Below are 22,040 nucleotides of genomic sequence, written 5' to 3'. Positions count from 1 at the left end.
CTCCCCTATTTATTTCATGTCGATAGGCAGCGGTGCATGAGGTGCTACCAGTTTTTGTTCGCGCATTTCTTCCCAGAAAGCTGCCGGAATAACTGTGTTCAATGCAGCTTTGTCTTCTGCAATCCGCTCAGGACGACTTGCACCAGGAATGACGGCTGCAACCGCCGGATTAGCCAGCGAAAATTGTAAAGCTGCCGCCTTGATGCTGATTTGATGACGATCTGCAATATTTTTGATTTTCTCAACTTTTGCCACAATTTCCGGTGTCGCTTTTTGATACTCGAAGTGGGTACCTCCAGCAAGAACACCTGAGCTATATGGTCCGCCGACAACAATGTCCATCTTATGTTTAACTGCCGCAGGCATAACTCGTTGCAGCGCACGTTCATGGTCCAATAAGGTGTACCGACCAGCCAGCAAAGATACATCCGGCTTGGCTTCTTCCAATTCCAGCATGAGTTCGATCGACTCTACCCGGTTTACTCCGAGTCCCCAGCCTTTAATGACTCCTTCTTCACGTAAACGTGTGAGCGCACGGAATGCCCCGGTTCGGGCCGTTTCAAATTGCGAAATCCACTCATCACCATAAAAGTCTTGCGCCACATCATGAATATAAACAAAGTCCAGACGATCTGTTTTTAAACGTTTCAAACTATCCTCGATCGAGCGAAGGGTCGCATCCGCACTGTAGTCGTTGATGATTTTATTCTTACGGCCGAATTCGAAAAGTCCCCCTTTTTCCCCTAAATCACGTGCAGATGGATCTTCCAACTCATCCGAAATAATTCGGCCTACTTTTGTACTTAAAACGTACTCATCCCGGTTTCTTTTCGACAGTGCTTCACCCAGACGAATCTCCGCCAAGCCAGATCCATACAGCGGAGCTGTGTCGAAGTAACGGATGCCGCTCTCCCAAGCCGCATCTACAGTGGCTATAGCTTCTTCCTCCGGGATATTGCGATACATATTACCTAACGGCGCCGTACCAAATCCAATTTTTCCTTGCAGTATATTTCTCATCTAAGATGTCCTCCAAATATATATAATTAAATTTGAATGTGCATTGATTTGGAAATCAATGCCTATTCAAATCAACAAATGTCATTTTATCGTCTGTAAAAATAGATTATGCAGCATTTAAACAGAGATAGGAAGTACGCACTTTGAAGTACGATAGGCACCAAAAAGTACTCTACTGCCTACATCCGTCTATTTTTTGGTCCTCGTTAAAAAACAAATAATCGCAATAATGTGGCTTTTAAGTGTGATACGTTCGTGCAAATAAAAAGACAGCCGATCATCATGACGGCCGCCTTCTAACCTGCTTCATTATTAAATATGCTGATCGATTCCCGGAATCTCAAATGGATGGAGAATTTTCTGAAAGGCTCTGTGCCCTTTCTTGAGGTGGTACATCTAGGCTAATGTTACCCAGGTGTCAATCTTCGATGGCCTGATAGACCGTTGTCCAGAAGTCGTGGATAAGCCGCGCTGAATCCGGAGTAGACATCCCAACTTGGGTGAGAAGAATACCCGTGAGCTGGTTGTGCGGGTCGGCGTAGGTCGTGGTGCCGCTTCCGCCGTCCCAACCGAACTGGCCGATGGGCGCGTAGTCACCACGGTAGGTGCGAACCGCCATTCCGAAGCCCCAGCCGCCGTGCTGTCCTTGACCGAATGACACATGGACATTGTTCGTAGCCATGGCGTGTCGGGCGGCTTGCTGCTCGGGTGTGAGGCGGTTGGTGGTCATCAGCTCGACGGCGGGCCGCGACAGGATCCGTTGGTTCCCGTGCATCCCCTGATTCAGCAGCATTTGAAAGTACGCGTGGTAGTCTTCAACAGTGGAGCAAAGTCCGCCTCCGCCGCCTTGGAAAGCCGGAGGCTGGCTGTAGCGTCCCCCATCGGCTTCGTCCCACACGGTGAACTCACCGGTCTGCGGGTTAGGGGCATAAAGGGGCGGCAGGCGGTCGATCTTGCCGGCGGGCACATGGAAGCCGGTGTCTTTCATGCCGAGGGGATCGAAGATGCGTTCGCGCAGAAATGTCTCAAACGACTGGCCCGTGACCCTGGCTACGAGTACGCCGAGCAGATCGTTGCTGATGTGGTACTGCCAGCGCTCTCCAGGCTGGTGCATCAGCGGAAGCGCACCCAGGCGGCGCATCCACTCATCCGGCTCAGGCATCGGTTCCGGCAGATCTGGCGTGAGCCCCTGCTCGAAAATCGCGTTCATGATCGGCGTGCCCAGTGACGTCATATCCATACCAAGCCCGAATGTGGAGGTCAAAATGTCCCTTACGGTGATCGGACGCCGCGCCGGCACGGTATCGTCCAGCGGGCCGTCGGCTCTCTTCAGCACCCGCAGGTCGGCGAGTTCGGGCAGCCACGGGTCTACCACATCGTCCAGCCGGAGCCTGCACTCGTCAAGCAGGACCATCGCCGCAGCCATCGTGACCGGCTTGGAAGTGGACGCCATCCGGAAGATCGTATCCCGGCGCATCGGCGCGCCTCCGTCATGGCGCATTGTGCCGATCGCTTCGACGTGCGTTTCACCGTTCCGGCTGACCAGGGCGACGAGCCCGGGAATTTTCCCCGATTCAACATGCCGTGCCAGCACGTCACGCATTCTTTGAAGCCCGGTTTCGGAGAAACCGCTGCTGCTTTTTCCCGATATCATCTTTTCCATTTGGATGACCTCTCTTTACTTTTTATCAGCCCTATGATTCTCTCTTGTCATTCATGCTTTAAAGCCCTTTGTCAAAAAGGTATATTAGCTGTATCAACGAGACGAAATATCGGCAAGTAAAAGATGGCTCACCTCCTGTTCCGGGTATCCAAATCGAGATATGTACTAGATCACCGTAACCTTGGACAAATTGGCATCCATGCCCTTGAGTGCGGCAAAGGTCAGCTTATCCATCGTCGCCCCGTCAAAGCAAACGGTTTTGATCGCGCGGTAATATTTCTTGGTCAACAGAGATCCCTGGAAAGATACATTCTTGAGCGTCGCGCCCTTGAATGAAACTTCTTTCAATCCAGCTTTATCGAACTTGACGCCGACGAAGATTTGACCGTCAAAACGCTGTCCGCTCAAATCGGAGGACGTGAAGTCCACCCCGTCGAAAACACAGTTTTCAAAAACGGTTTTGGTAAGAGCGGTCATCGTGAGGTTGACGTCAGTCAGATGAACGCCTGTGAATGTTGCTCCGGCCAGCCATGATTTGCTGAAGTTCGTACGCACGAGGATGGATTTATTGAAGCTTGCATTCGCAAGGTCCAGGGTGGACAAGTTGCAGTCGGTCAGATTGGCGCCGTCGAAACGGGCGTCCCGCACGTCACTGCTCTTAAACGAGCTGCCGGTCAAGTCCGCATTCGTGAAGTCGGATCCCCGCAGCGCGCTCGCTGTGAATTTTCCCTTATGGGCGGTAACACCCGCAAAGTCGCTACCCGTCAAGTTGCTCGCGCTGAGGTTGGTCAGCACCTGCCGCTCCAGCGAACGGGAGAGGTTTGCCACCTCCAGTACGGTTTGTTCAATGTCGCCGATGCTGTCGATGGTCATCTCCAAAGCCGTTTCATCGTCCTTGCCCTCGGCTTTCAATTCACGGAACCGCTCCTGCAAATCGGAGTGCAGGTCCGCCTTTAATTCGCTGACACTCTTCACACCGTCGTATGGAGCAAATACCCCGTTCAAATAGTTCGTCAATTTCTCGTTCATCCCATCGACTCCCCTTATAACAAGTTTTCGAGCACACGCTTGGCGTACTCCCAGTTGCTTTTGTTGCGCTCGTACGTTTCCTTGCCCTTCTCGGTAATTCGAAAATATTTGCGCCGTCCGCCCTGCGATTCATCGCCCCAATACCACTCGATATCTCCGTCCCCTTCAAGCCTCCGGACGCTGGAATACATCGTGGCTTCCTTTAGTTCGTACTCACCTCCCGAACGTTCGGCAATCAGCTTGACAATTTCATAACCGTAGCGGTCCGCTTCGGATAATAATCGTAAAATCATCGTGTCGGTATGGCCTCGCAGCAGGTCGGATGTGATTTTGTTGTCACTCATACAATCACCTCCATATCTGCATAATACAATACACTACTGTGACTGTAAAGGTAATTAATTTATTGAAACACTTTACTAAAATCTCTTTTACGCTAAATTTGATTAGTTTACATAATTTAATTACGGTTAACCAATTAGGCCCCATTTCTTTCTCGTCAACGTGATATGTGTTCTTGTCTTTCGGTTTTAAAAAAACATGTCTTACTAAAACACAAAAAGCCGCTGCGCCGCGGCTATCACACGTATATGCTCCTGTCGTCTTACGTGCTTTGATTCAGCATAGGGCTCTTCTCACTAAGCATGATGCTGGAATTAAAAACTTGCCTACAATTTAATCAACACTTTCGTACCGTCCTGAGCCTGGACATCGACCAGAACGGTCCCTTTGCACCGCTGCAGGTCTTTGATGAGCTGCCTAATCGCTTGCTGCGTGCTTGCGTTCTCAAGAATTGACAGCAGTAATTCAGTCCCGAATCGTCTGCCGTCCGAATCGAAATCAGGATTCCGGCTCGAGTCCCCACCCACATGTCCGCCAGACTTGTTCATCCAATCCTTCATTTTGCGCTGAACTATACTGGTAGTCAGAATACTGGATCCCATGCGTAATACGGCATAAGGGACCGGAATCGTAAAAGCATACCCTTTGCTTTTAACCTTAACAGTTATCATGGCCAGTTACTCAATCACTACGGCGACGGTATTCCCGTCACCAGTACGGACATCAACGATTTGCCCGTCAAGCTCGTTTTCGATTGCATCGATCAGCAGATCGATATCGATATTCTTCACATATTCCGCGGATTGCGGAATATTAGACGCAATGCTGTGCCCCGCTCCGAGAACCGCCTTCACCAGTTTAATCGGTAAATTAATGCTGACATTATCGTTTTCTTCGGTTGTTACTCGAATTTTCAACGTTTTGTCTAAATAACGGCCGGAACCCGATGGCAATTTCTTCGAATAGTCTTGTTTCCCAAATACTTGCACGGCTTGCGATGGATGAGCCATTTGCTTCTCCTGCAGTGCATTAATCAACTCCGATGCCTTATCAGAATCAATTTTGCCTTCCTGCATCATAGACAGCACTTTGCTGATTTCTTCTCTCATCGTTTCTTCCTCCTTATTCATCCTTCAGCATTCTGACCGCTTCATCCGCAGTAATTTCGCCATTCTCCAGCATGGAAATGACCTTCTTCTCATCGACTTCCTGCTTCTTCCGCGTTTCGTATCCGAGGGCCGTGATGATATCATTGAGCTTGCCGCGAACCGTCGGGTAAGATATGCCGAGCTCTTTCTCTACTTCCTTGATGTTGCCCCTGTTCACTAGAAAGGTGATCACAAAATGGAGCTGTTCAGGTGAGAGTAGAGCCAGCTTTGATAATTCAAACGTATTCTCAATCGTCGTCCGGCAATGTCCACATTCCAGCTTGACTGCGTGCAGCGGATGGTCGCATACAGGACACTGTGTGATGATGGGATACTTCATACTCTACTCCTTTCTTTTTTTGAATTATAAAACAACACATTCAATTTGTGAATCCTAAAAATTAATTATTTTAATAATTTACTCAAAATTATTAATTTTCTGGCGTTTATTATAAACATTTTTGAGTTACCATTTAACAAAACCGAAAACACCAGCGAATTCAAATCAAATTGATTCGCTCTATCGTTTTCTTCGTGCATAAGGGGTTCCGGTTACACCCATCCGCAATGAAAACATTGGCCGCTTCTTTGGGTTTATTGACCCTGACGGACATATGTACTCTGTCCTGAGAGTTAATCATTGAAGCCGGCCTGCGCACAAAAGCCCGATTAACTTCATGTTAGTCGGGCTTTTATTTTACTGTCCTCCTCCTGCTTCTTCAAAGCACCTATGGTTGGCAACCTTTTTATTCATTTGGGGTGGAGCCCCATTTTTCTCCCCATTGGCGCATTTGAAAAAGTACTTCCCTATACTCTCTGCCTTTTTCCGTCAAAGAGTACTCGACGCTAATAGGATTTGTCGGGTAAACCTGACGATTTACGATTTTATAATGTTCTAAATGCCGCAAAATATCGGTTAAAGATTTGATGCTGATGGTGCTCAGATTCCGGCGCAGCTGATTAAAGCGCTGAGGGCAATAATACAATTGAGAGATTACCAGGAAGGCCCATTTGCTGCCTATCACTTGTAACGCTTCGTTAACCGCGGATAGGCATTTTTGTTCATCACTTGGGTTCAAGCAATCACTTCCTCACATATTACTTACTATTCGTAAGTATAACTCGACAAAGTGTCTCCTTACAAAGAAATCATATATGATTTACACTTTCAATGAGTTATTCCATTACCTTGAAGGAGGAAGCATATGGCTACACTTCAGAAGACGATTTTGGTTTTAGGAGCCACAGGCCAGCAAGGGGGCACGGCAGCGTCACATTTGCTTGCTGATGGCTGGCAGGTGCGTGCTTTCACCCGTGATCCTTCAAGTAAGGCAGCCCAAGCCCTGGCTCAAGCGGGTACTCAATTGTTCCGGGGGGATTTGGGAGATCGCGTTTCGCTGGATGCTGCCATGCAAGGAGTGCACGGAGTCTTCAGTGTTCAACCACCTACATGGGAGCCAAGCGATGCAAGAACGGCCGAAGAAATTCGTTGGGGTAAAAATGCAGCCGATGCGGCGAAAGATGCCGGAGTTCAGCATTTCGTTTATTCATCGAATAGCGCTGCTGACGTACAGTCCCGCTTTCGTTATTTTGCCAAGTGGGAAATTGAACAATACATTAAGACGCTTGGCCTTCCTGCAACGATCCTGCGCCCGTCGGGATTTATGGAAAGTTACGCCAGTCCGTTTTATGGTATTCAGCATGGGACATTGGCTGAAGCTACCAACCCGGATGTTCCTGTACATTGCATTGCTGTGGATGACATCGGTGCATTCGTCAAGCTGGCCTTCAAGCATCCCGGCAAATTTCTGGGCAAGACGATCGAAATCGCCGGTGACGCACGGACTCCGCCTAGCATTGCGTCAGCCATCACTCGTGCGACAGGCCGCCCGATCAGCTATGCCCAAATTCCTATAGAAACGATTCGTCAGCACAACGAAACCTTGGCGCGGATCTATGAATGGTTAAACGGAGACGGCTACGAAGTCGATTTTCCAACATTGCGCAGCCTACACCCTGGTCTTATGGATTTTGACACTTGGCTGGAGAAGAAAGGGAAAGCGATGTTCGAAGTGCTTTTTCAAACGAACCAAACGAATTAAAGTTTATCATCTTGAAGTCTAACAGTCGCATTTAACGGAACGGGACGGCGTCCTGTCCCATCAACGGTGAACGCTCTAACAATTTCCTGACAATCCAGCCGTCGTCCCAAGTTCCTTCCTTCAGGTGCCTGCATGCATTCTCAATCAGCCCCGCCCACCACATGGGCGTGATCAGTTCCCACTCCTCCAGCTCAAGAGGTGATACTTCATCATACCCATAAATAACCTCGTCGTACTTTCCCCGCCAAGAAAGAGCAAAGTCGCCTACTCGATGATCCCAGTGAGCAAGCTCAAAATCGAGTATGCCGGAGAGCTTCCCATCCTGGAATCGCAGGTTCCAGGGTGTAAAATCCCCGTGGATCACGATCCCGGGTCTGGAATGAAGTCTCAGCTCCTCCACCCGCCTTCGGGCACGCTCCAAATGCCACCACAGAATTCGTATTTCCTCAGGGTGCTGCTTTTCATTTCGTGAGAGCAATCGATCCAGCTCGGAGTCAAATAGAATCTCTTCGCACCGCCGCCAATCCTTGCGCTGACCGATTCCACTGAGTTTGCCAAGGTCTGAGTGAAACTGAGCCATAAGCCGCCCCCTTGCACGCTGTTCGGCCGCCCGATTGTCCACAGATGGCGGTTCACCGTAAAGATAAGGGAACAACCCCCAGATATACCCATCCATCTCGAACGGCCCTTCAATAACGGCTGCCACAGGCCATCCAAGCTCGGCTATACTTTTAAGCAAATTCACCTCATAATCGATCTCATCAAATTGAGTTTCTTTATACCAGCGCCGTAATACAAGGTGGTCGTTCTTGAAATTTACCAGCCAGTGCTGGTTGAGTCTCCCACCCAATGTAGTGGCCACTTTGATATGAAACTGTTCAAAAAGCATATCCAATGGCAGCGCCAAATCCGCACGATCGCTCACTTCTACTCCCCCTTCTATCGGATTCATCCTACATGACATTCCGCTTGCCGAATATTTTGAATACTGAAAGCAAATAATGTGGCTTAAGAATAGGCTTGCAGAAAAAATTGGCAGGTGAACAGGTTGCAGCACATTATCTTCATTTGTGTCGATACGTTAATGAGCCAGGCGATTGATAAGGGAATCGAGCAAAACAAACTTCCAACTTTTCAGTTCTTGATGGAACGGGGTCAATACTATAGGAATGTCGTCACCTCATTTCCTACCATGTCCGTTTCGATTGACTGCACGCTGCTGACGGGAACGTATCCGGATGAACATCGTGTACCGGGACTGGTCTGGTACTCTACGCAAGACAAGAAAGTCATTAATTATGGCAGCGGATTTTGGGAAATATACAGGAACGGAATCAACCAATATTTGAATGATGCCTTAATCCGTATGAACGGCGACCATCTGAATCCGCAAATACCGACCATTTTTGAAGAAATGGACCGTATGGGGTTACAATCGGGGTCCGTTAATGGTTTGATCTATCGGGGAAGCGCGGATCACCAGCTGAATTTTCCTTTTTGGATTCATATGCCGACAGCGTTACCTAAAAATGTCACGGTCAAAGGTCCGGATTTGTTTGCCTATGGAGCATTCTCAAATCCGCTGAAAAGCGTGAAAAGTTTGCCGGTGAGCCCCATCGGTAAGTTCGGCTTTAACAATGAATATGCGCTCCAAACGGTGACGCATCTCATTCAAAACGAGCAATTGCCTCATTTTCTATATGTCTATTTCCCCGATCTGGACCAAAAAATACATAAAAAAGGGCCGTCGGATTTGGATGGCGTGATCCGCACCGATCACCAATTGAAGACCTTGCTGCAGGCATTCGGTTCACCGGAAGAGGCTCTGGAAAAAGCCGTAATCATCATTATGGGGGATAACGGAATGGCTCACGTCCACCCGAAAAATCGCCAACCGGTCATTGATTTAGGGCAAATCTTGAACGGATACCGCATTTTACGGCAGGGAGGCGCCGTCACGGACCAGACCGAGCTTATTCTTGCCATCAATGATAGAATGGCTTATCTGTATAAGCTAACCTCACAATATACTTTTGAGCAAATATCAGAGGTATTGAAGGCTGACCCGAGAATCGATATATTGGCTTGGAAAGATGATGATTGGATTCGCGTTGTTCGATCAGGATCATCCAAGAAATTCGCCTATCGCTCACAAGGAGAATTGGTTGATCCATATCATCAATCATGGACATTGGCCGAAGATCCCGAAGTGCTTGATTTACAAATCAATACCCAAAAGAATACGGTGGACTATGGACATTATCCCGATGTTCTCCGGCGATTGTCCGCTGCCTTACATTCACATCATGGAGAATACATGGTCGTAACCGCAAAGCCGGGATATGAATTGAAGTACGGCAGTTCACCCACCCATATAGGAGGCGCAGGGCACGGGGGCATAAGTCAAGCGGAGTCGCTCGTTCCTCTAATGATTGCCGGTACAGACCATAAACCGGAATCACTGCGGGTTGTTGATTTGAAATCTTACTTTCTTCAACTTTTAACGGATTGAGCTGATTATAACATTGCTCGGCCCCAGGGTGACTGGTCTGATTTCATAGAGACATGTTCAAAAATAACGATAGCCGGGACTATACATATCCCGGTTTTTTTTACGTTCTTATTTCTCGGTCTCTCCAACCCTTGAGGAGATGCAGGTGAAAGGTTATAATTTGATTACCATTTTTTAGAAAGCGGTGAGAAGATGGAGATTACCTGTGAGCTGGTACGCCGATTAATCGATAGCCAATTTCCGGAATGGGCGAATTTAGAGATAAAGCCTGTAGAAAAAAGCGGCCACGATAACCGTACCTTCCGGCTGGGCAGTGAAATGACCGTCCGTTTACCAAGTCATGAACGCTACGCCTCGGCTGTTGAAAAAGAACTGACCTGGCTTCCTGTTTTCAAGCCGCTTCTTTCCGTCCCCATTCCGGTTCCGGTTGCAAAAGGAGCGCCCACGGACGAATATCCTCTTCCCTGGTCCGTGAACCTTTGGATTGACGGCGACACGGTCACGCACAACAACATATCCGATCACAATCAATTTGCCGAAGACCTCGCCCGTTTTTTACAAGAGTTGGAGGCGATCGACGCAAGCCGCGGCGTTCCGGCAGGGGTCCAGAACTTTCATCGAGGGGGAAATCTTGCGGTATATGATGATGATACAAGAACGATCATCGAAAAGCTATCCGGTCAATATGATCACAAGCTGCTAACGGAAATATGGGAGCTTGCCCTTGCGACAACATACCAATCAGAGCCGCTATGGCTGCATGGTGATGTTGCCGTAGGCAATTTGCTGGTGAGGGATGGACGACTGTGCGGCGTTATTGATTTCGGAACGATGGGCGTAGGCGATCCTTCGAGCGACCTTGTGATGGCCTGGAACTTTTTTGATGAAGCCAGCCGCGACCTGTTCCTGAAGAGGATGGATTTTGATGAGGACACCATTCATCGCGCTCGCGGCTGGGCCCTATGGAAAGGGCTCATCACCTATGATTGGAACGAAAAAGGCTCGGAAGCTGCGGATTGGGGAAAGCATGTGGTGGACACCATTTTACAGGACTACAAGCGGTTGTAAGGAAGAAACCTTTATGCCTCTAACCAAACCCTTCCTTCCATAAGATACGTTCCCCTACGATTCATCTTAACCAAACAAGTTCTCGTCTTTCGATAAAGACGAGAACTTGTTTTTTGTTAAATAAATGGTTCCGCGAACTACACGGCATGAATAGGGGAATTTGCAAGTACTTCCCCTGCCGTTTCTATAAAAGATTCTATGATTGGTGAGAGCCACTTGTCTTTATGCCAAGACATCTGGGTATACACGTGCAGATCCGGAATTTCCCATGGAAGAGCAACAAGGTCGCCCCGTTCAACTTCAGCTTCCGTTACGATTTCAGGAAGAAAGGCAATACCGATTCCCGAAACGGCGCATTGTTTAATAGCTTCAGCACTTTGAAACTCTAAATACGTAATACTGTCTATCCCCTCTTTCTCAAATGACCGGTCGAACATGGTCCGATAGGGACAACCCTTTTCATTTGTCAGGAACACTTCTCCGTGAAAATCTTCCAGCTGAAGCAGGTTTCTTTTGGCGAGAGGATGGTCGGGAGCAGCAAAAAGGCGGAACCTCTCTTCCACCAACGGCTCCACGGCAAGTCCGCTCGAGCGAATGGGCTCGTCCAGCATAAAGACGACGTCGGCAGTTCCCTCAAATAGGGCTTGCTTGAGCTCCAGATTTGGAACGGAGCGGAAGATCAGACGAACCCCCGGATGCTGCGAGCGAAATCGTTGAAAGACAGCTGGGAGCCGATAGGCGCACACGACCTCATTGGCACTGATCGTCAGGGTGCCGGTTAAATCTTCATTGTCATGAACGGCGCCGCGAGCTTCGTCCAGCTTGTCCAGAACACCTTGAATGTGAGTTAAAAAGCGTTTCCCCGCCGTCGTGAGAACAAGCTGCTTGCCCAAGCGGTCAAAGAGACGAACCCCAAGCTCATCTTCCAATGCTTTTATTTGCATCGTGACGTTGGACGGGACGTAATTTAGCACTTCCGCAGCCCGACTGAAATTCAATGTGGATGCAACCGTACGGAACGTATTCAGCTGGCGCAATTCCATCACACACTCCCCTTTCACTATCAAAAATATTGAACACTGCTTTGAATTCTATTCACTTTTACTGAGAGTAACACAGAACTATACTGACAACAAGCAATACAATCTATTGGTTTCATTTTGAAAGGAGCAAACGATATGATGGATTATGAAATTTTTGATTTGGGTGACGTAACCTTGCAATCGGGAGTAACATTACCGAGCGCTTTCCTTGCTTATAAGACTTATGGCAGATTAAATGAGAAAAAAGATAACGTCATCGTCTATCCGACGGCTTTTGGCGACCAGCACGTTCAAAACGAATGGTTGATCGGAGACGGCATGGCACTGGATCCGCAGAAATATTTCATTATCGTTCCGAATCTTTTGGGCAACGGATTATCCTCCTCTCCCAGTAATACGCCTCCGCCTTTCGACCGGGCGAATTTTCCGCAGGTAACGATCTATGACAACGTTACATTCCAGCATCGGCTGGTGACCGAAAAATTCGGCATTCAGAAGATCGCTCTCGTTGTCGGTTGGTCCATGGGAGGCATTCAAGCCTTCCAATGGGGAGCAAGCTATCCCGACATGGTGGAACGAATTGCACCTTTTGCCGGAGTTGCAAAGACTTGGCCCCAAACGTATGTGGTCCTGGGCGGAATGAAAGCCGCGCTCATGGCTGCAGTCCGATTCGATTCCAGTAAACTTGACGGGTTGACTTCTGCTGACATGCGCGCCGTTGGCCATGTCTATGCAGGATGGGGCGTATCTCAAGCCTTTTACAGAGAGGAAATTTATCGTGAGATGGGATTCAGCTCTTTGGCAGATTTTATGGCTGGCGTCTGGGAAGACAGCTTTATGAAGATGGATCCGCACAACGTGCTGGCCATGTTATGGACCGGCCAACATGCGGATATTAGTGCAAACCCCGCTTATAACGGGGATTTCGATAAGGCGCTGGGAAGCATTAAGGCGCATGCCTGCATCATGCCGGGAAGTACGGATCTCTTCTGTCCGGCGGACGATAATGAATATGAGGCTAAGCTTATACCTCATGCGGTTTTTAAACCGATCGAGTCGATCTGGGGCCATTTTGCCGGCCGCGGAATCAACCCTCCCGATAATCAATTTATTGATGACAATCTAAAACGCCTGTTGGCGACGGGTACAAATGAATAGATCATTAATATCATGACGTCTAATCGAACAAACCCTTGTGAGAGTAACAACAGCAGCCGATCCTTTGGATCGGCTGCTGTTGTGTTATGCTGCGCTATAGTTTCCGTTCGTTAAACGAGCTGCCATTGGAATTTTCTGAATAGATACCGTCAAGAAACTCGATGGAAACGCGTTCTGCTTCGTTCCTTGGCACAATTTTCGAACCCTGGCGCAGACGCTGGTACATCTGGATCGTATTTTTTAACGCATGATAGCAGCTTTCAAAGCTATGGATAGGGATCGTTCCTTGTAATTCCTCCATTTCCTTGAGGGCGTATTTTTCGAGCTTTCGGACTCCTCTCGGGGAACGTCCGTTGTGGATAAGTACCAATGGTCCTAACACTGTATTCCGCATAAATGTTAACGTATCAATCACTTCGAATAATTCGCCTCTCCCTAATTTTGCAGCACAGTAATGAACCCATACCCAGAAGCGATCTTCGATCCATTGAGGCTGAGGGGAGGGGAAAGATGCACTTGTATTATTGAGTATTGTTGAAATTCCAGTACCTTTCTCCCAAAGAATCAGCGGGTTCTCGACCCGGGATTCGAGTTCTTCCAAATGAACGAATTTTAAATCGACATGGAGAGCGGCTGGTCCATATAAACAAATAAGCAATCGGGGTTCCCCAACATGCTCGCCTGTGAATGCAGACAGTAAATGACCAAGCCTTTCGGCAAATTGGATGCGCTGTTCCATGATCTCTTTTTGAAAAGCACAGTCGTAGACGATAATTAAATCCAGATCACTATACTCATCCATTTCTCCATACATCATAGATCCGCCCGCGAGCAGGCCTATAAAACGTTGATCTTTGCTTACATGTTCAATCGCTTGTTTAATGAATCGATCATGTAAAGGTAACTTCATACCAAGCACCCCTTAATTTGTGACCCATAAAATGGGTATTATTACAAAATAACATTTACAAAGATTGATCGTCAACTGTATGCCGTTGTCAAGTGGTCTATTGCATTCTTATATCTGGTACGGATATTAACAAAATTCTTGTTACAACAATTTGTATCCTACAACAAAAAAAGAAGATTTGTTACGACGGTGATAGATAGTTTACTCAACTATCCTCGTTAAGTTTGATTCATTCAGCAACTCCGTACCTCTCGCGGAACCGGCAACCCATCCGCCGCTGATTATATACACCCTAACCCAATTTCCGACCATGTTTTCTCCCCCTCTCTTCCCTCTTTTTTTCATTTCATATAAAATGAATTAGCACTATGTAAGCAAATACATAGTTTCGCTTTACCGAAACTATACGTTCGGCATTTTTTTCACAACAAGAAAGGATGACTTGCATTGAATGTGAACACTTCGTCCGTGCTCCATAACCGCTCATTTTTGCACTTATGGATCGCGCGGATTTTCTCGGCCAGCGCGTTTCAAATTCTGTCCGTCGTCATTGGTTGGCAGATGTATGCACTGACGGACAGCGCCTTTCAGCTCGGCTTTGTCGGGCTGGCCCAGTTCCTGCCTATGCTGCTGCTGACGCTGCCGGCCGGGCAGACGGCGGACCGCTATGATCGCCGTACCATCGTTTATATTTGCCAACTCATGGAGTGCGCTGTCGTCGTCTTTCTCGTCATCAGCAGCATTGAGGGCTGGATCACCTCTGTCCATTTGTTGATCGCCGCTGCCATTCTCGGCGCTTGCCGTACCTTCGAAGGCCCGGCTTCTGCAGCCCTCGTGCCGGATATCGTCGACCGCGAGCAGCTGCCACAGGCAGCCGCCTGGTCCGCCTCGGGGATGCAAACGGCGATGATCGTCGGCCCGTCGCTCGGAGGTGTACTCGTGATCTGGGGCGTCTCTACGGCCTACATCACAACGCTGGTCGCGCTCCTAATATCCGTCGTATTGATTTTCTTCGTGAAGACCGTTCATTTCGTTAAAAAGCTGGATGCCGTCGGGATCGACACCTTTTTCAGCGGTCTGCGGTTCGTATTCGCCCGTAAAATCATCCTGGGCACCATCTCGCTCGATCTGTTCGCCGTTCTGCTCGGCGGCGCGACGGCATTGCTGCCCATCTTTGCCGACGAAATCCTGAAGACCGGTCCGACCGGTCTCGGCCTGCTTCGCGCAGCGCCAGCAGTCGGGGCGATCGTTGTTTCGCTGATTCTCACGCGTATTTCGATTGAGAAAGCCATTGGCAAAACGCTGTTTGCCTCGCTCGTGGTGTTCGCCTTGGCGACCATCCTGTTTGGCATCTCCCGCAGCATCTGGCTTTCGCTCTTCGCGTTGTTTCTCACCGGCGCAGCCGACGTCGTCAGCGTCGTGATTCGTTCGACGCTTGTACAGGTGAACACGCCCCAAGAGATGCAGGGTCGGGTCAATGCCGTTAACTCGCTCTTCATCGGCACTTCCAATCAGCTCGGCGAATTCGAATCCGGTACGATGGCCGGGTTGGTCGGCGCTGTGCCGGCAACCATCATCGGCGGCGTTGGCACCCTGGCTGTTGCCGTAATCTGGATGTATTGGCTTTTCCCTGTTCTTCGGAACCTGAAGACGTACTCGACGGAAGAAGGGTAAATAAACTGAATTGCATCTTACAATAAAATAGAAGCATCTAAACCCCAAAAAACCTTCAATCCATGCCACAACGGATTGAAGGTTTTCGCTTTGGTTCGGCTCTTACTCTTCTTCGCTTTCGCAAATCACTTCAGTAAATATATTTAATGGAAAAATGGTAGGCACTCTTCGGCCCGGGGTCTGGACAAACTCGACAAACCCCCGCCCACGCGGATTAAAATCCCGTTCAGTTCGCCGAGGTCGCCGTCAAGTCAAAGGGTTTCGTCCGTATAACCCTTTCGTTCGTGACGATATAGAAGGAGGTCTGGATTGCGACTACAGTCTTGCCAACGGTAAACGAGGACTTGGTCACATTTGAGAGCTTGCCTGTCGTTTTGGTTAATCTCGGAAACCCGGGCTGGAACACCGTAACCGTTCGTCCCACAAGCGCCTGCAAGCGCTGCACCAATGTAATATTCTGTGGAGCGGGACAGCCGTGAATATTGTTGTTCCCCATCATATTTCCTCCGATAAGTCCTTGGCGCCATCGCCGAGGGCTTTTTACTGTCTTCAGTGAAGGGGGTTTATTATCATCTGAATCATCCCATAATGCTAATCAGGCACAGAACTGCGCCGGATCAAAACGGGAAGTGGTCAATAAGCATGGTCTATGTATTTGTCCTTTTTTTATTTCTGAACATTGTGTCTTTTTCAGTCCCAAAAAGTTTAAGCAGGGTCGAAATTTATGCGACTTCCTTTTTTGCCTACGCATTCGGTCTTACAACGGATGTGGTGTTTGACCTGCATTATGATCTCTATGGTTACCTGTCCCCCGGATTCCAGTGGCTGTCTATGTTGGCGATTATCATGTATTTCCCGTCCGTCAGCTTCCTGTTCTTGAATTTTTTCCCTTTCCATAAGAGATTGCGGTTCAAAATTACCTATATTCTAATCTGGTCAGTATTTTCTGTTGGCATTGAATGGCTCACAGTGCAGACCGACTTTTTTTATTACAACGGTTGGAAGCTATGGTATTCAGCTGTATTATATCCCTTTATATTCTTAATTCTTGTATGTAATTTGAAACTCGTGAGAAGGCAAATAGCCAATCTTTAAGTGTATTTATGGAGGAAAGTTCGTGGATAATTACAGGAATGTCGAAAACAAATTCCGCCGCTACAAGGCCCATATTTCCATAGCCGGCACCACCCAGTTTCATATCCGCAATCCGTATGTCATTGCTTGGTGGTCTGCGGCATTTCCGGGTTTCGGGCACCTCCTGTTAAGCAAATATTTACGTGGGCTCACCTTGTTTATGTGGGAAGTGATTGTCAATTACAACGCAAAAATTAATCTGGCGATGGTGCATTCGTTTTGCGGGAATATTGAGGCAGCGAAAGAGGTGCTGGATCCAAGGTGGATGCTCATGTATATTCCGGTTTATTTGTTTGGCATATGGGATAGTTACCGAACATCGGTCGATATGAACAAAGTTTATTTGCTCGCTGAAAAAGAAAATGCGCCATTTAACTCTTTTACCATCGGAGCGATGGAGATTAATTATTTGGATAAACGGCAACCCGTCATGTCGGTCATCTGGTCATTATTTATGCCAGGGCTTGGACAGCTGCACATTCACCGCATCGTCACCGCGTTTTTCGCACTTGCTTGGACGATCGTATTTTTATATTTCTCCAAACTGCTTCTGTCCGTCCAGTACTTGTTCCTTGGTCAATTAACGGAGTCAACGGCTGTGCTTGACAAACAATGGCTGCTGTTCATGCCTTCCATGTGGGGATTTTCAGCGTACGACTCGTATGCAAACACCGTGGAAAATAACAAGCTGTTTAACAACGAGCAGAAGAGTTTCCTGATCAAGCATTACCAAAGCCCTTCGTTTCAAGTAAAAAAGGGAAAGGTAGTGAAATAAACCCGATGGTACAAATATTTTCAACGTTTGAGCATTCCACCAATTTGGAATTAGCGATCACGGTTCTGGAGAAAAACGGAATCCATAAAGAGAACATTTTCGCTGTACCCTTAACGAATCGCAAAACGGAGCGGAGATTGTTTGACAGTATCCACAACGCGGACGGAATTTCGTTGATCAGCACTGGAGCAGCGCTTGGCACGGCGTTTGCCGTCATTGGTGCCAGTGTCGGTTTTAAGCTGGCCTGGGGGCCGATCTATTGCGGCCTGATTGGCACGTCTGTTGGTTTTATCCTTGGGGTTTGCATCGACTTGTTCTACTACAAAGTCATTAAAAAGAAGCGGCGTCTGTTACGGGGCAAATATTCGGAAGTGATCCTCTTGATTGAGTGCGAGGAGGATCAGGCTGATACGGTGGAAGATATTTTATGGCATCATTATGCATTTGGAACAGCAAGGGTCGTTTAAGAAAATACAAAAAGCCGCAACCATGCGGCTTTTTTCTCCTCATATATCCTCTAAACGTCGGCTTTTATATTGGGTTGGTGGCATCTCTGCATCCCAAATGCTAGCATAGGCATAGTTCCGTATCGTACCGTGCCAGCGATACCACTCCGAACCCTGTTCCTGCTGCGCATAGAACAGCGTGACTTCCGATTCAGGGTCCATGACAACGTAACAGCCTCTAGCGCCATCCCAGCCAAATTCCCCATGTTGGCTAAGTGCATTGTTATCCTCAGGATTCACTAAGGTTCTTACGCCTAAGCCATAACTATAGCCCAGTTTGCTTCCCCCGCCGAATTTGGCAAAATCCTGCTGCGCAGTAGGCGACAGGCGGTTGCTTCGCATAGCATCCACTGTGTCCGGTTTAAGGATGCGCACGCCATTCGGTGCCAATCCGTAGTTGCACAATGCCTCTGCAAATATAATATAGTCTGACACTGTGGAATATAATCCGCCACCGCCGCTTTCATAAGCTGGACCTGGCTTAAGCTTAAAGGTTTCTCCGACGCTTTCTGCCGTGTGCGTCTTACCATTAAATCGATTGTACAGCTTGCAAAAGCGGCTCTCATCCTTTAGCTGGAATGAGGTATCTTTCATCTCTAGCGGATCGAAAATATTCTCCTGCAAATATTGTCCAAAGCTTTGCCCTGTTATGACCTCGAGCAATGCACCCAGTACATCGTGGCACGCGGTATATTTAAAATGCGAGCCCGGTTCAAAGGCTAACGGCTCCTGCGCCACTGCCCTGATAACAGCAAGTGTCCGGCCCTCACTGTTGCTCTCGGCTACAGCCTTATGAACTGCATCCGTATGAATCGTTTCGATTCCTGCTGTCATTGTAAACAAATGCTCGATGGTAATTGGATTTTGTGAAGGAAGCAGGTCGATTGTTCCATCTGGCAGCGAATGACGAACAAGCATGTGCTTAAACTCTGGGATATACTCATACAAAGAATCCGTGAGCTTATATTTTCCTCGCTCTAGCAGCTGCAGCAGTGCTGTACAAGTCACGACCTTTGTTGTAGAATACAATTTGAAAATGCTGTCCCTTCTAAATGGAACCTGATTCTCTACGTCTGAAAACCCGGTATAATGTTCGTAAACAGGCTGGTGTTTGTGATACATAGCGACACCTAAACCAGGAATGTTTTTTTCATTATAAAATGTATCCAGATACGCAGTGAGCTTCGTAAAATTCATCATTTTCCGCCATCCCTTCTTCTATATTTACCCCGCATTAATATATTATCTGAATACATGCCTTCTATATAATAAGGTGTTATTAAAGATTCATGTGTATAATTGGCGTACCCCAGCCCAAAACGATAAATCCAGAACGATCGGAGGCTTGAATATCCAAAAACAACAAACGAGCTGCGCATAATGCGCCAGCTCGCTTGCCTGTTGTTGTATGGGGTCAGCAGTTCTTTGATGATCTGGTCGGCGTCGCTTTAGAACAAGCTCACGATAAGAATTGGACCGAGCACAAGTCTCATCCCGATTACGATCTATGGTTCATTCAATCGGGCTCCGTGAGGGTGACGATCGGCGAGTCCGAACATACGGCAGGTCCGGGAGACGCGGTGTTTTTTTATCCCGATATGCAAACTTGCACCGTTCCGTTCGGATGAATGAGCTCGCTGCGCTAGTCGGCGTATCCGAAAAGTATTTTATCTCTTATTTCAAGAAAAGCGTAGGCATTACGCCGGGACAGTACATTTCCCAAATCAAAATGAACCGGGCACGCGACTATCTCTACGCCCAAAAATACACGATCCAACAGATCGCAGGCTTTCTCGGGTATCCTGATCCGTTTACCTTTTCAAAAGCCTTCAAAAAATATTACAAAAATTCGAATAACCAGGGTTCTCTGCGCATTCACCCTTCCGTACGCCAGAGACGTCCCGTTATTTGACCTTCTCTGCCAGCTCCAAAATGATCCCTTCCGGCCCACGAACATAGCATAACTTGTAGCTTTGTTCATATTGCTGGATCTCACTAAAGGTTTCCGTGCCCTTCTGTTTCAATGTGGATACGATGGCTTCAATGTCTTCAACCTCAATGGCCATATGCCGGATACCGAGCGTATAGGGATAAGACTGCTGAATTTCGGTTTCATCTGTCGGATGATAATATTTGACCAGCTCGATCCATGCCTGGCTCTCTGGTGCCCCCAATGCTATACAGGCTGTTTTTCCGTTGCGGAGCCCTAGGACCCGATCCAACAGCTCGCCTTCCATCTCCCATTCCGCTCGCACCTCAAAGCCTATATCGAGAAAAAACGCTTTGGCGGCCGAGAGATCATTTACGTTTATACTTACATGATCTATTTTATTGACCTTCATCTCGCACATCTCCTTCACCCGAGAAATAATGATGCAAATCGCTTTAGAAATGACGCAATAAGCACAACCCAATATTATCGTATATTAACGATTTCGATTTCTTTTCAATTGCTAAGTTGAGTTTGGTGAAACCGGAAACCGTTCCTCTTCCAGTTTACTCATTCACCGCGTGCCCGCACAGCTCCTGGAGATGGCGGACGATGATCCGTTCAATGGTCTCCGGCGTGTAGATCTCCGGCCGAAGCAATGCGAGGACCGTCAAGCCTTCAATCACCGCGGCCAATCTCAAGCTTTCGAGCTCCATGTCGATGGATGAGGGAAGAAGCTCTGCCTTAGCCAGAAGATCGAGGACGGTTCTGCTCAGGTCATGAAGCCCGTCCGTGAGCTCATCCTTTTTATCTTGTAACGCCGGGCTCGTGAGCGAACGGATGGCAAATACCCACCAGACGCCGGCTGCCGTTCGTTTGTCCGAATCCGTGGGGAGAAGTTCTAATACCACTTCCAGCGCGGCTTTCATCGGAATACGGCTTATCTCGATTCCTTTTGCTCTGTCGGCTCCCCTCGTCAAATAATAGTCCACGATAAATAACAGCAGCTCGTCCTGCGTTGAAAAATAATGCCGTAAGGCTCCAGGCGACACCCCTGCCGCAGCGGCAACGGCACGAATAGACGCATGCTCGATCCCCTTTTTTTCAATAATTCTCCATGCCGATTCCGCGATCAGTTTTCTTTTTTGGTCATGGTCCACAATTTTTGGCACGGTGAAAACGCCCCTTGATATTATTTTAACACGCTGTATTATTATAAATAGCACAGTGTATTATTTAGAGTTTTTTTCAGTTATACCGCGTTGTGGTTACCACGTCAAGAGAGTGGGACTCTTTCGTGATTTAAGGAGGGGATATCGGTGCAGGACCAATCCAATAAATTTCGTTGGCAATTGATATGTTATAGCTGCAAAAGATCATTTGATGTCTTCGAAGGCACTCCAGCATATGAGCGCGCGAAACGTAACAGAAACGGAATGTATTATTGCGAGGATTGCAAAAGCAGGATCGAGCTTGAAGCGAGGCTGCAGCTGGGAAGACGACTGTTGACCGGAAAGGATTAGCAAAAAACCGTGCCGCCTGACGGCGCACGGTAAGATTGCGTTATCCTTCATAAGGTAATTTTTGAATCTCAAACCCATCGATTAGTGACTTGACTATATACAGCTCATTAAAACCCTCACTATAAGACGGCCGTTGCAGCTTCTTCAAAGTGTTCATCATTCCGATCTCAGGAACCTTTTCTTTCCCTTCCCTCTTGTTGTTACGCTCTTGGGATAATTCATAGTCAGGCTCGAAATAATACCCTATAACCTTATAATGATGTTTTTTCACGAAATCGATATATTTTTTTCGAGCCTCCACGGTGGGATTCGTATTGTCTACCACAAAGGATTGCATCGTTCGGACGGATGCTTCCAGAAAAACATTCTCCCGGTGTCTTGTTCTCAACATATCAAGATTAATCCTCATATGAGTTGCAAAGAACCTTTCCTTGTAAAATGTTGATTTTCCGGAAGCCTGTATTCCGGTGAAAATGACGCATTCCATGACAGTTTTCCTTCCT

26 protein-coding genes are annotated in these 22,040 nt (G+C 47.8%); 10 read left to right on the top strand and 16 right to left on the bottom strand.

What is annotated here, in order from left to right; all coding sequences use genetic code 11:
• Positions 1-9 precede the first annotated feature (9 nt).
• The 8 genes from C7820_RS05975 to C7820_RS05940 form a co-directional block, all read right to left on the bottom strand.
• The gene (locus C7820_RS05975) at positions 10-1,020 is read right to left on the bottom strand and encodes an aldo/keto reductase (RefSeq protein WP_116230154.1); all 1,011 of its coding nucleotides are present in this window, start codon (positions 1,018-1,020) and stop codon (positions 10-12) included.
• A gap of 418 nt (positions 1,021-1,438) precedes the next feature.
• Positions 1,439-2,683, bottom strand: coding sequence for a serine hydrolase domain-containing protein (locus C7820_RS05970; RefSeq protein WP_397334101.1), 1,245 nt, complete (start codon positions 2,681-2,683; stop codon positions 1,439-1,441).
• A 165-nt stretch (positions 2,684-2,848) separates the two neighbouring features.
• Positions 2,849-3,712 (bottom strand): pentapeptide repeat-containing protein, encoded by an 864-nt coding sequence (locus C7820_RS05965; RefSeq protein WP_116230153.1) that lies wholly within the window; start codon positions 3,710-3,712, stop codon positions 2,849-2,851.
• 14 nt (positions 3,713-3,726) lie between these two features.
• On the bottom strand, positions 3,727-4,056 hold the full coding sequence (locus C7820_RS05960; protein WP_076164694.1) for a PadR family transcriptional regulator: 330 nt from the start codon (positions 4,054-4,056) through the stop codon (positions 3,727-3,729).
• A 324-nt stretch (positions 4,057-4,380) separates the two neighbouring features.
• Positions 4,381-4,725, bottom strand: coding sequence for a hypothetical protein (locus C7820_RS05955; RefSeq protein WP_116230152.1), 345 nt, complete (start codon positions 4,723-4,725; stop codon positions 4,381-4,383).
• 6 nt (positions 4,726-4,731) lie between these two features.
• The gene (locus C7820_RS05950; RefSeq protein ID WP_116230151.1) at positions 4,732-5,163 is read right to left on the bottom strand and encodes an SHOCT-like domain-containing protein; all 432 of its coding nucleotides are present in this window, start codon (positions 5,161-5,163) and stop codon (positions 4,732-4,734) included.
• A 13-nt stretch (positions 5,164-5,176) separates the two neighbouring features.
• Positions 5,177-5,542: a DUF2089 domain-containing protein gene (locus C7820_RS05945; RefSeq protein ID WP_116230150.1), complete on the bottom strand. Its 366-nt coding sequence runs from the start codon at positions 5,540-5,542 to the stop codon at positions 5,177-5,179.
• Between the two features lie 406 nt (positions 5,543-5,948).
• Positions 5,949-6,281: a winged helix-turn-helix transcriptional regulator gene (locus tag C7820_RS05940; protein WP_116230149.1), complete on the bottom strand. Its 333-nt coding sequence runs from the start codon at positions 6,279-6,281 to the stop codon at positions 5,949-5,951.
• Positions 6,282-6,407: 126 nt separating this feature from the next.
• Between C7820_RS05940 and C7820_RS05935 the strand changes: the two genes are divergently transcribed.
• A complete protein-coding gene (locus C7820_RS05935) occupies positions 6,408-7,304 on the top strand; it encodes an NmrA/HSCARG family protein (RefSeq protein WP_116230148.1) in 897 nt (298 codons plus the stop codon).
• Between the two features lie 31 nt (positions 7,305-7,335).
• Here the strand turns inward: C7820_RS05935 and C7820_RS05930 are convergent, their stop codons facing one another.
• Positions 7,336-8,229: a phosphotransferase enzyme family protein gene (locus tag C7820_RS05930; protein WP_181908944.1), complete on the bottom strand. Its 894-nt coding sequence runs from the start codon at positions 8,227-8,229 to the stop codon at positions 7,336-7,338.
• 123 nt (positions 8,230-8,352) lie between these two features.
• Here C7820_RS05930 and C7820_RS05925 point away from each other — a divergent pair, with 123 nt between their 5' ends.
• Positions 8,353-9,816, top strand: a complete 1,464-nt coding sequence (locus C7820_RS05925; RefSeq protein WP_258875128.1) for an alkaline phosphatase family protein — start codon at positions 8,353-8,355, stop codon at positions 9,814-9,816.
• Positions 9,817-10,008: 192 nt separating this feature from the next.
• Positions 10,009-10,884, top strand: a complete 876-nt coding sequence (locus C7820_RS05920; protein WP_116230146.1) for an aminoglycoside phosphotransferase family protein — start codon at positions 10,009-10,011, stop codon at positions 10,882-10,884.
• A 137-nt stretch (positions 10,885-11,021) separates the two neighbouring features.
• On the opposite strand, the gene C7820_RS05915 is transcribed toward C7820_RS05920, so the two are convergent.
• Positions 11,022-11,927 (bottom strand): LysR family transcriptional regulator, encoded by a 906-nt coding sequence (locus C7820_RS05915; protein ID WP_116230145.1) that lies wholly within the window; start codon positions 11,925-11,927, stop codon positions 11,022-11,024.
• Positions 11,928-12,065: 138 nt separating this feature from the next.
• Between C7820_RS05915 and C7820_RS05910 the strand changes: the two genes are divergently transcribed.
• Positions 12,066-13,085 (top strand): alpha/beta fold hydrolase, encoded by a 1,020-nt coding sequence (locus C7820_RS05910; RefSeq protein ID WP_116231648.1) that lies wholly within the window; start codon positions 12,066-12,068, stop codon positions 13,083-13,085.
• Between the two features lie 94 nt (positions 13,086-13,179).
• Here the strand turns inward: C7820_RS05910 and C7820_RS05905 are convergent, their stop codons facing one another.
• Entirely contained in the window at positions 13,180-13,995 is an 816-nt protein-coding gene (locus C7820_RS05905) for a nucleotidyltransferase domain-containing protein (protein WP_116230144.1), read from the bottom strand.
• 453 nt (positions 13,996-14,448) lie between these two features.
• Between C7820_RS05905 and C7820_RS05900 the strand changes: the two genes are divergently transcribed.
• Positions 14,449-15,669, top strand: a complete 1,221-nt coding sequence (locus C7820_RS05900) for an MFS transporter (protein WP_181909059.1) — start codon at positions 14,449-14,451, stop codon at positions 15,667-15,669.
• A 226-nt stretch (positions 15,670-15,895) separates the two neighbouring features.
• On the opposite strand, the gene C7820_RS05895 is transcribed toward C7820_RS05900, so the two are convergent.
• The gene (locus C7820_RS05895) at positions 15,896-16,165 is read right to left on the bottom strand and encodes a hypothetical protein (RefSeq protein WP_258875127.1); all 270 of its coding nucleotides are present in this window, start codon (positions 16,163-16,165) and stop codon (positions 15,896-15,898) included.
• Between the two features lie 92 nt (positions 16,166-16,257).
• On the opposite strand from C7820_RS05895, the gene C7820_RS34085 reads away from it, so the two are divergent.
• Genes C7820_RS34085 through C7820_RS05880 form a run of 3 tightly spaced genes read left to right on the top strand, consistent with a single transcriptional unit; the run spans position 16,258 to position 18,045 of the window.
• Positions 16,258-16,764, top strand: a complete 507-nt coding sequence (locus tag C7820_RS34085; RefSeq protein ID WP_116230142.1) for a CBO0543 family protein — start codon at positions 16,258-16,260, stop codon at positions 16,762-16,764.
• Positions 16,765-16,786: 22 nt separating this feature from the next.
• On the top strand, positions 16,787-17,578 hold the full coding sequence (locus C7820_RS05885) for a hypothetical protein (RefSeq protein ID WP_116230141.1): 792 nt from the start codon (positions 16,787-16,789) through the stop codon (positions 17,576-17,578).
• Between the two features lie 5 nt (positions 17,579-17,583).
• Entirely contained in the window at positions 17,584-18,045 is a 462-nt protein-coding gene (locus tag C7820_RS05880; protein WP_116230140.1) for a hypothetical protein, read from the top strand.
• A gap of 39 nt (positions 18,046-18,084) precedes the next feature.
• On the opposite strand, the gene C7820_RS05875 is transcribed toward C7820_RS05880, so the two are convergent.
• Positions 18,085-19,284, bottom strand: a complete 1,200-nt coding sequence (locus C7820_RS05875) for a serine hydrolase domain-containing protein (RefSeq protein ID WP_116230139.1) — start codon at positions 19,282-19,284, stop codon at positions 18,085-18,087.
• A gap of 194 nt (positions 19,285-19,478) precedes the next feature.
• Here C7820_RS05875 and C7820_RS34080 point away from each other — a divergent pair, with 194 nt between their 5' ends.
• Positions 19,479-19,712 carry an AraC family ligand binding domain-containing protein gene (locus tag C7820_RS34080; RefSeq protein WP_285855013.1) on the top strand — a complete coding sequence of 78 codons (234 nt, stop codon included), beginning with the start codon at positions 19,479-19,481 and terminating at the stop codon, positions 19,710-19,712.
• Positions 19,691-19,996 (top strand): helix-turn-helix domain-containing protein, encoded by a 306-nt coding sequence (locus C7820_RS33765; protein ID WP_258875126.1) that lies wholly within the window; start codon positions 19,691-19,693, stop codon positions 19,994-19,996. The genes C7820_RS34080 and C7820_RS33765 overlap by 22 nt, the downstream gene beginning before the upstream one ends.
• Here the strand turns inward: C7820_RS33765 and C7820_RS05865 are convergent.
• The 3 genes from C7820_RS05865 to C7820_RS05850 all read right to left on the bottom strand — a co-directional run bounded on the left by C7820_RS05865 (position 19,989) and on the right by C7820_RS05850 (position 22,024).
• A complete protein-coding gene (locus C7820_RS05865) occupies positions 19,989-20,426 on the bottom strand; it encodes a VOC family protein (protein WP_116230138.1) in 438 nt (145 codons plus the stop codon). The two genes, C7820_RS33765 and C7820_RS05865, sit on opposite strands and share 8 nt — an antisense overlap.
• 154 nt (positions 20,427-20,580) lie before the next feature.
• Positions 20,581-21,186 (bottom strand): TetR/AcrR family transcriptional regulator, encoded by a 606-nt coding sequence (locus C7820_RS05860; RefSeq protein ID WP_116230137.1) that lies wholly within the window; start codon positions 21,184-21,186, stop codon positions 20,581-20,583.
• A 391-nt stretch (positions 21,187-21,577) separates the two neighbouring features.
• Positions 21,578-22,024: an AAA family ATPase gene (locus C7820_RS05850; RefSeq protein WP_116230135.1), complete on the bottom strand. Its 447-nt coding sequence runs from the start codon at positions 22,022-22,024 to the stop codon at positions 21,578-21,580.
• Between the last annotated feature and the right edge of the window lie 16 nt (positions 22,025-22,040).

Source organism: Paenibacillus sp. VMFN-D1 (genome assembly GCF_003386155.1).
Lineage (GTDB): Bacteria > Bacillota > Bacilli > Paenibacillales > Paenibacillaceae > Paenibacillus_AQ > Paenibacillus_AQ favisporus.
Note: the sequence above shows the minus strand (reverse complement) of the source record. Positions and strands in the feature narration are given on the sequence as shown.

What these genes read in the sequence shown, in the direction of transcription:
- C7820_RS05975 (WP_116230154.1), bottom strand. Translation starts at nt 1,020, where the DNA reads ATGAGAAATATACTGCAAGGAAAAATTGGATTTGGTACGGCGCCGTTA.
- C7820_RS05915 (WP_116230145.1), bottom strand. Translation starts at nt 11,927, where the DNA reads ATGGAATTGCGCCAGCTGAATACGTTCCGTACGGTTGCATCCACATTG.
- C7820_RS05950 (WP_116230151.1), bottom strand. Translation starts at nt 5,163, where the DNA reads ATGAGAGAAGAAATCAGCAAAGTGCTGTCTATGATGCAGGAAGGCAAA.
- C7820_RS05865 (WP_116230138.1), bottom strand. Translation starts at nt 20,426, where the DNA reads ATGAAGGTCAATAAAATAGATCATGTAAGTATAAACGTAAATGATCTC.
- C7820_RS05935 (WP_116230148.1), top strand. Translation starts at nt 6,408, where the DNA reads ATGGCTACACTTCAGAAGACGATTTTGGTTTTAGGAGCCACAGGCCAG.
- C7820_RS05960 (WP_076164694.1), bottom strand. Translation starts at nt 4,056, where the DNA reads ATGAGTGACAACAAAATCACATCCGACCTGCTGCGAGGCCATACCGAC.
- C7820_RS05895 (WP_258875127.1), bottom strand. Translation starts at nt 16,165, where the DNA reads ATGGGGAACAACAATATTCACGGCTGTCCCGCTCCACAGAATATTACA.
- C7820_RS05910 (WP_116231648.1), top strand. Translation starts at nt 12,066, where the DNA reads ATGGATTATGAAATTTTTGATTTGGGTGACGTAACCTTGCAATCGGGA.
- C7820_RS05920 (WP_116230146.1), top strand. Translation starts at nt 10,009, where the DNA reads ATGGAGATTACCTGTGAGCTGGTACGCCGATTAATCGATAGCCAATTT.
- C7820_RS05965 (WP_116230153.1), bottom strand. Translation starts at nt 3,712, where the DNA reads ATGAACGAGAAATTGACGAACTATTTGAACGGGGTATTTGCTCCATAC.
- C7820_RS05880 (WP_116230140.1), top strand. Translation starts at nt 17,584, where the DNA reads ATGGTACAAATATTTTCAACGTTTGAGCATTCCACCAATTTGGAATTA.
- C7820_RS34085 (WP_116230142.1), top strand. Translation starts at nt 16,258, where the DNA reads ATGCTAATCAGGCACAGAACTGCGCCGGATCAAAACGGGAAGTGGTCA.
- C7820_RS05875 (WP_116230139.1), bottom strand. Translation starts at nt 19,284, where the DNA reads ATGATGAATTTTACGAAGCTCACTGCGTATCTGGATACATTTTATAAT.
- C7820_RS05905 (WP_116230144.1), bottom strand. Translation starts at nt 13,995, where the DNA reads ATGAAGTTACCTTTACATGATCGATTCATTAAACAAGCGATTGAACAT.
- C7820_RS05970 (WP_397334101.1), bottom strand. Translation starts at nt 2,683, where the DNA reads ATGGAAAAGATGATATCGGGAAAAAGCAGCAGCGGTTTCTCCGAAACC.
- C7820_RS05850 (WP_116230135.1), bottom strand. Translation starts at nt 22,024, where the DNA reads ATGGAATGCGTCATTTTCACCGGAATACAGGCTTCCGGAAAATCAACA.
- C7820_RS05945 (WP_116230150.1), bottom strand. Translation starts at nt 5,542, where the DNA reads ATGAAGTATCCCATCATCACACAGTGTCCTGTATGCGACCATCCGCTG.
- C7820_RS05955 (WP_116230152.1), bottom strand. Translation starts at nt 4,725, where the DNA reads ATGATAACTGTTAAGGTTAAAAGCAAAGGGTATGCTTTTACGATTCCG.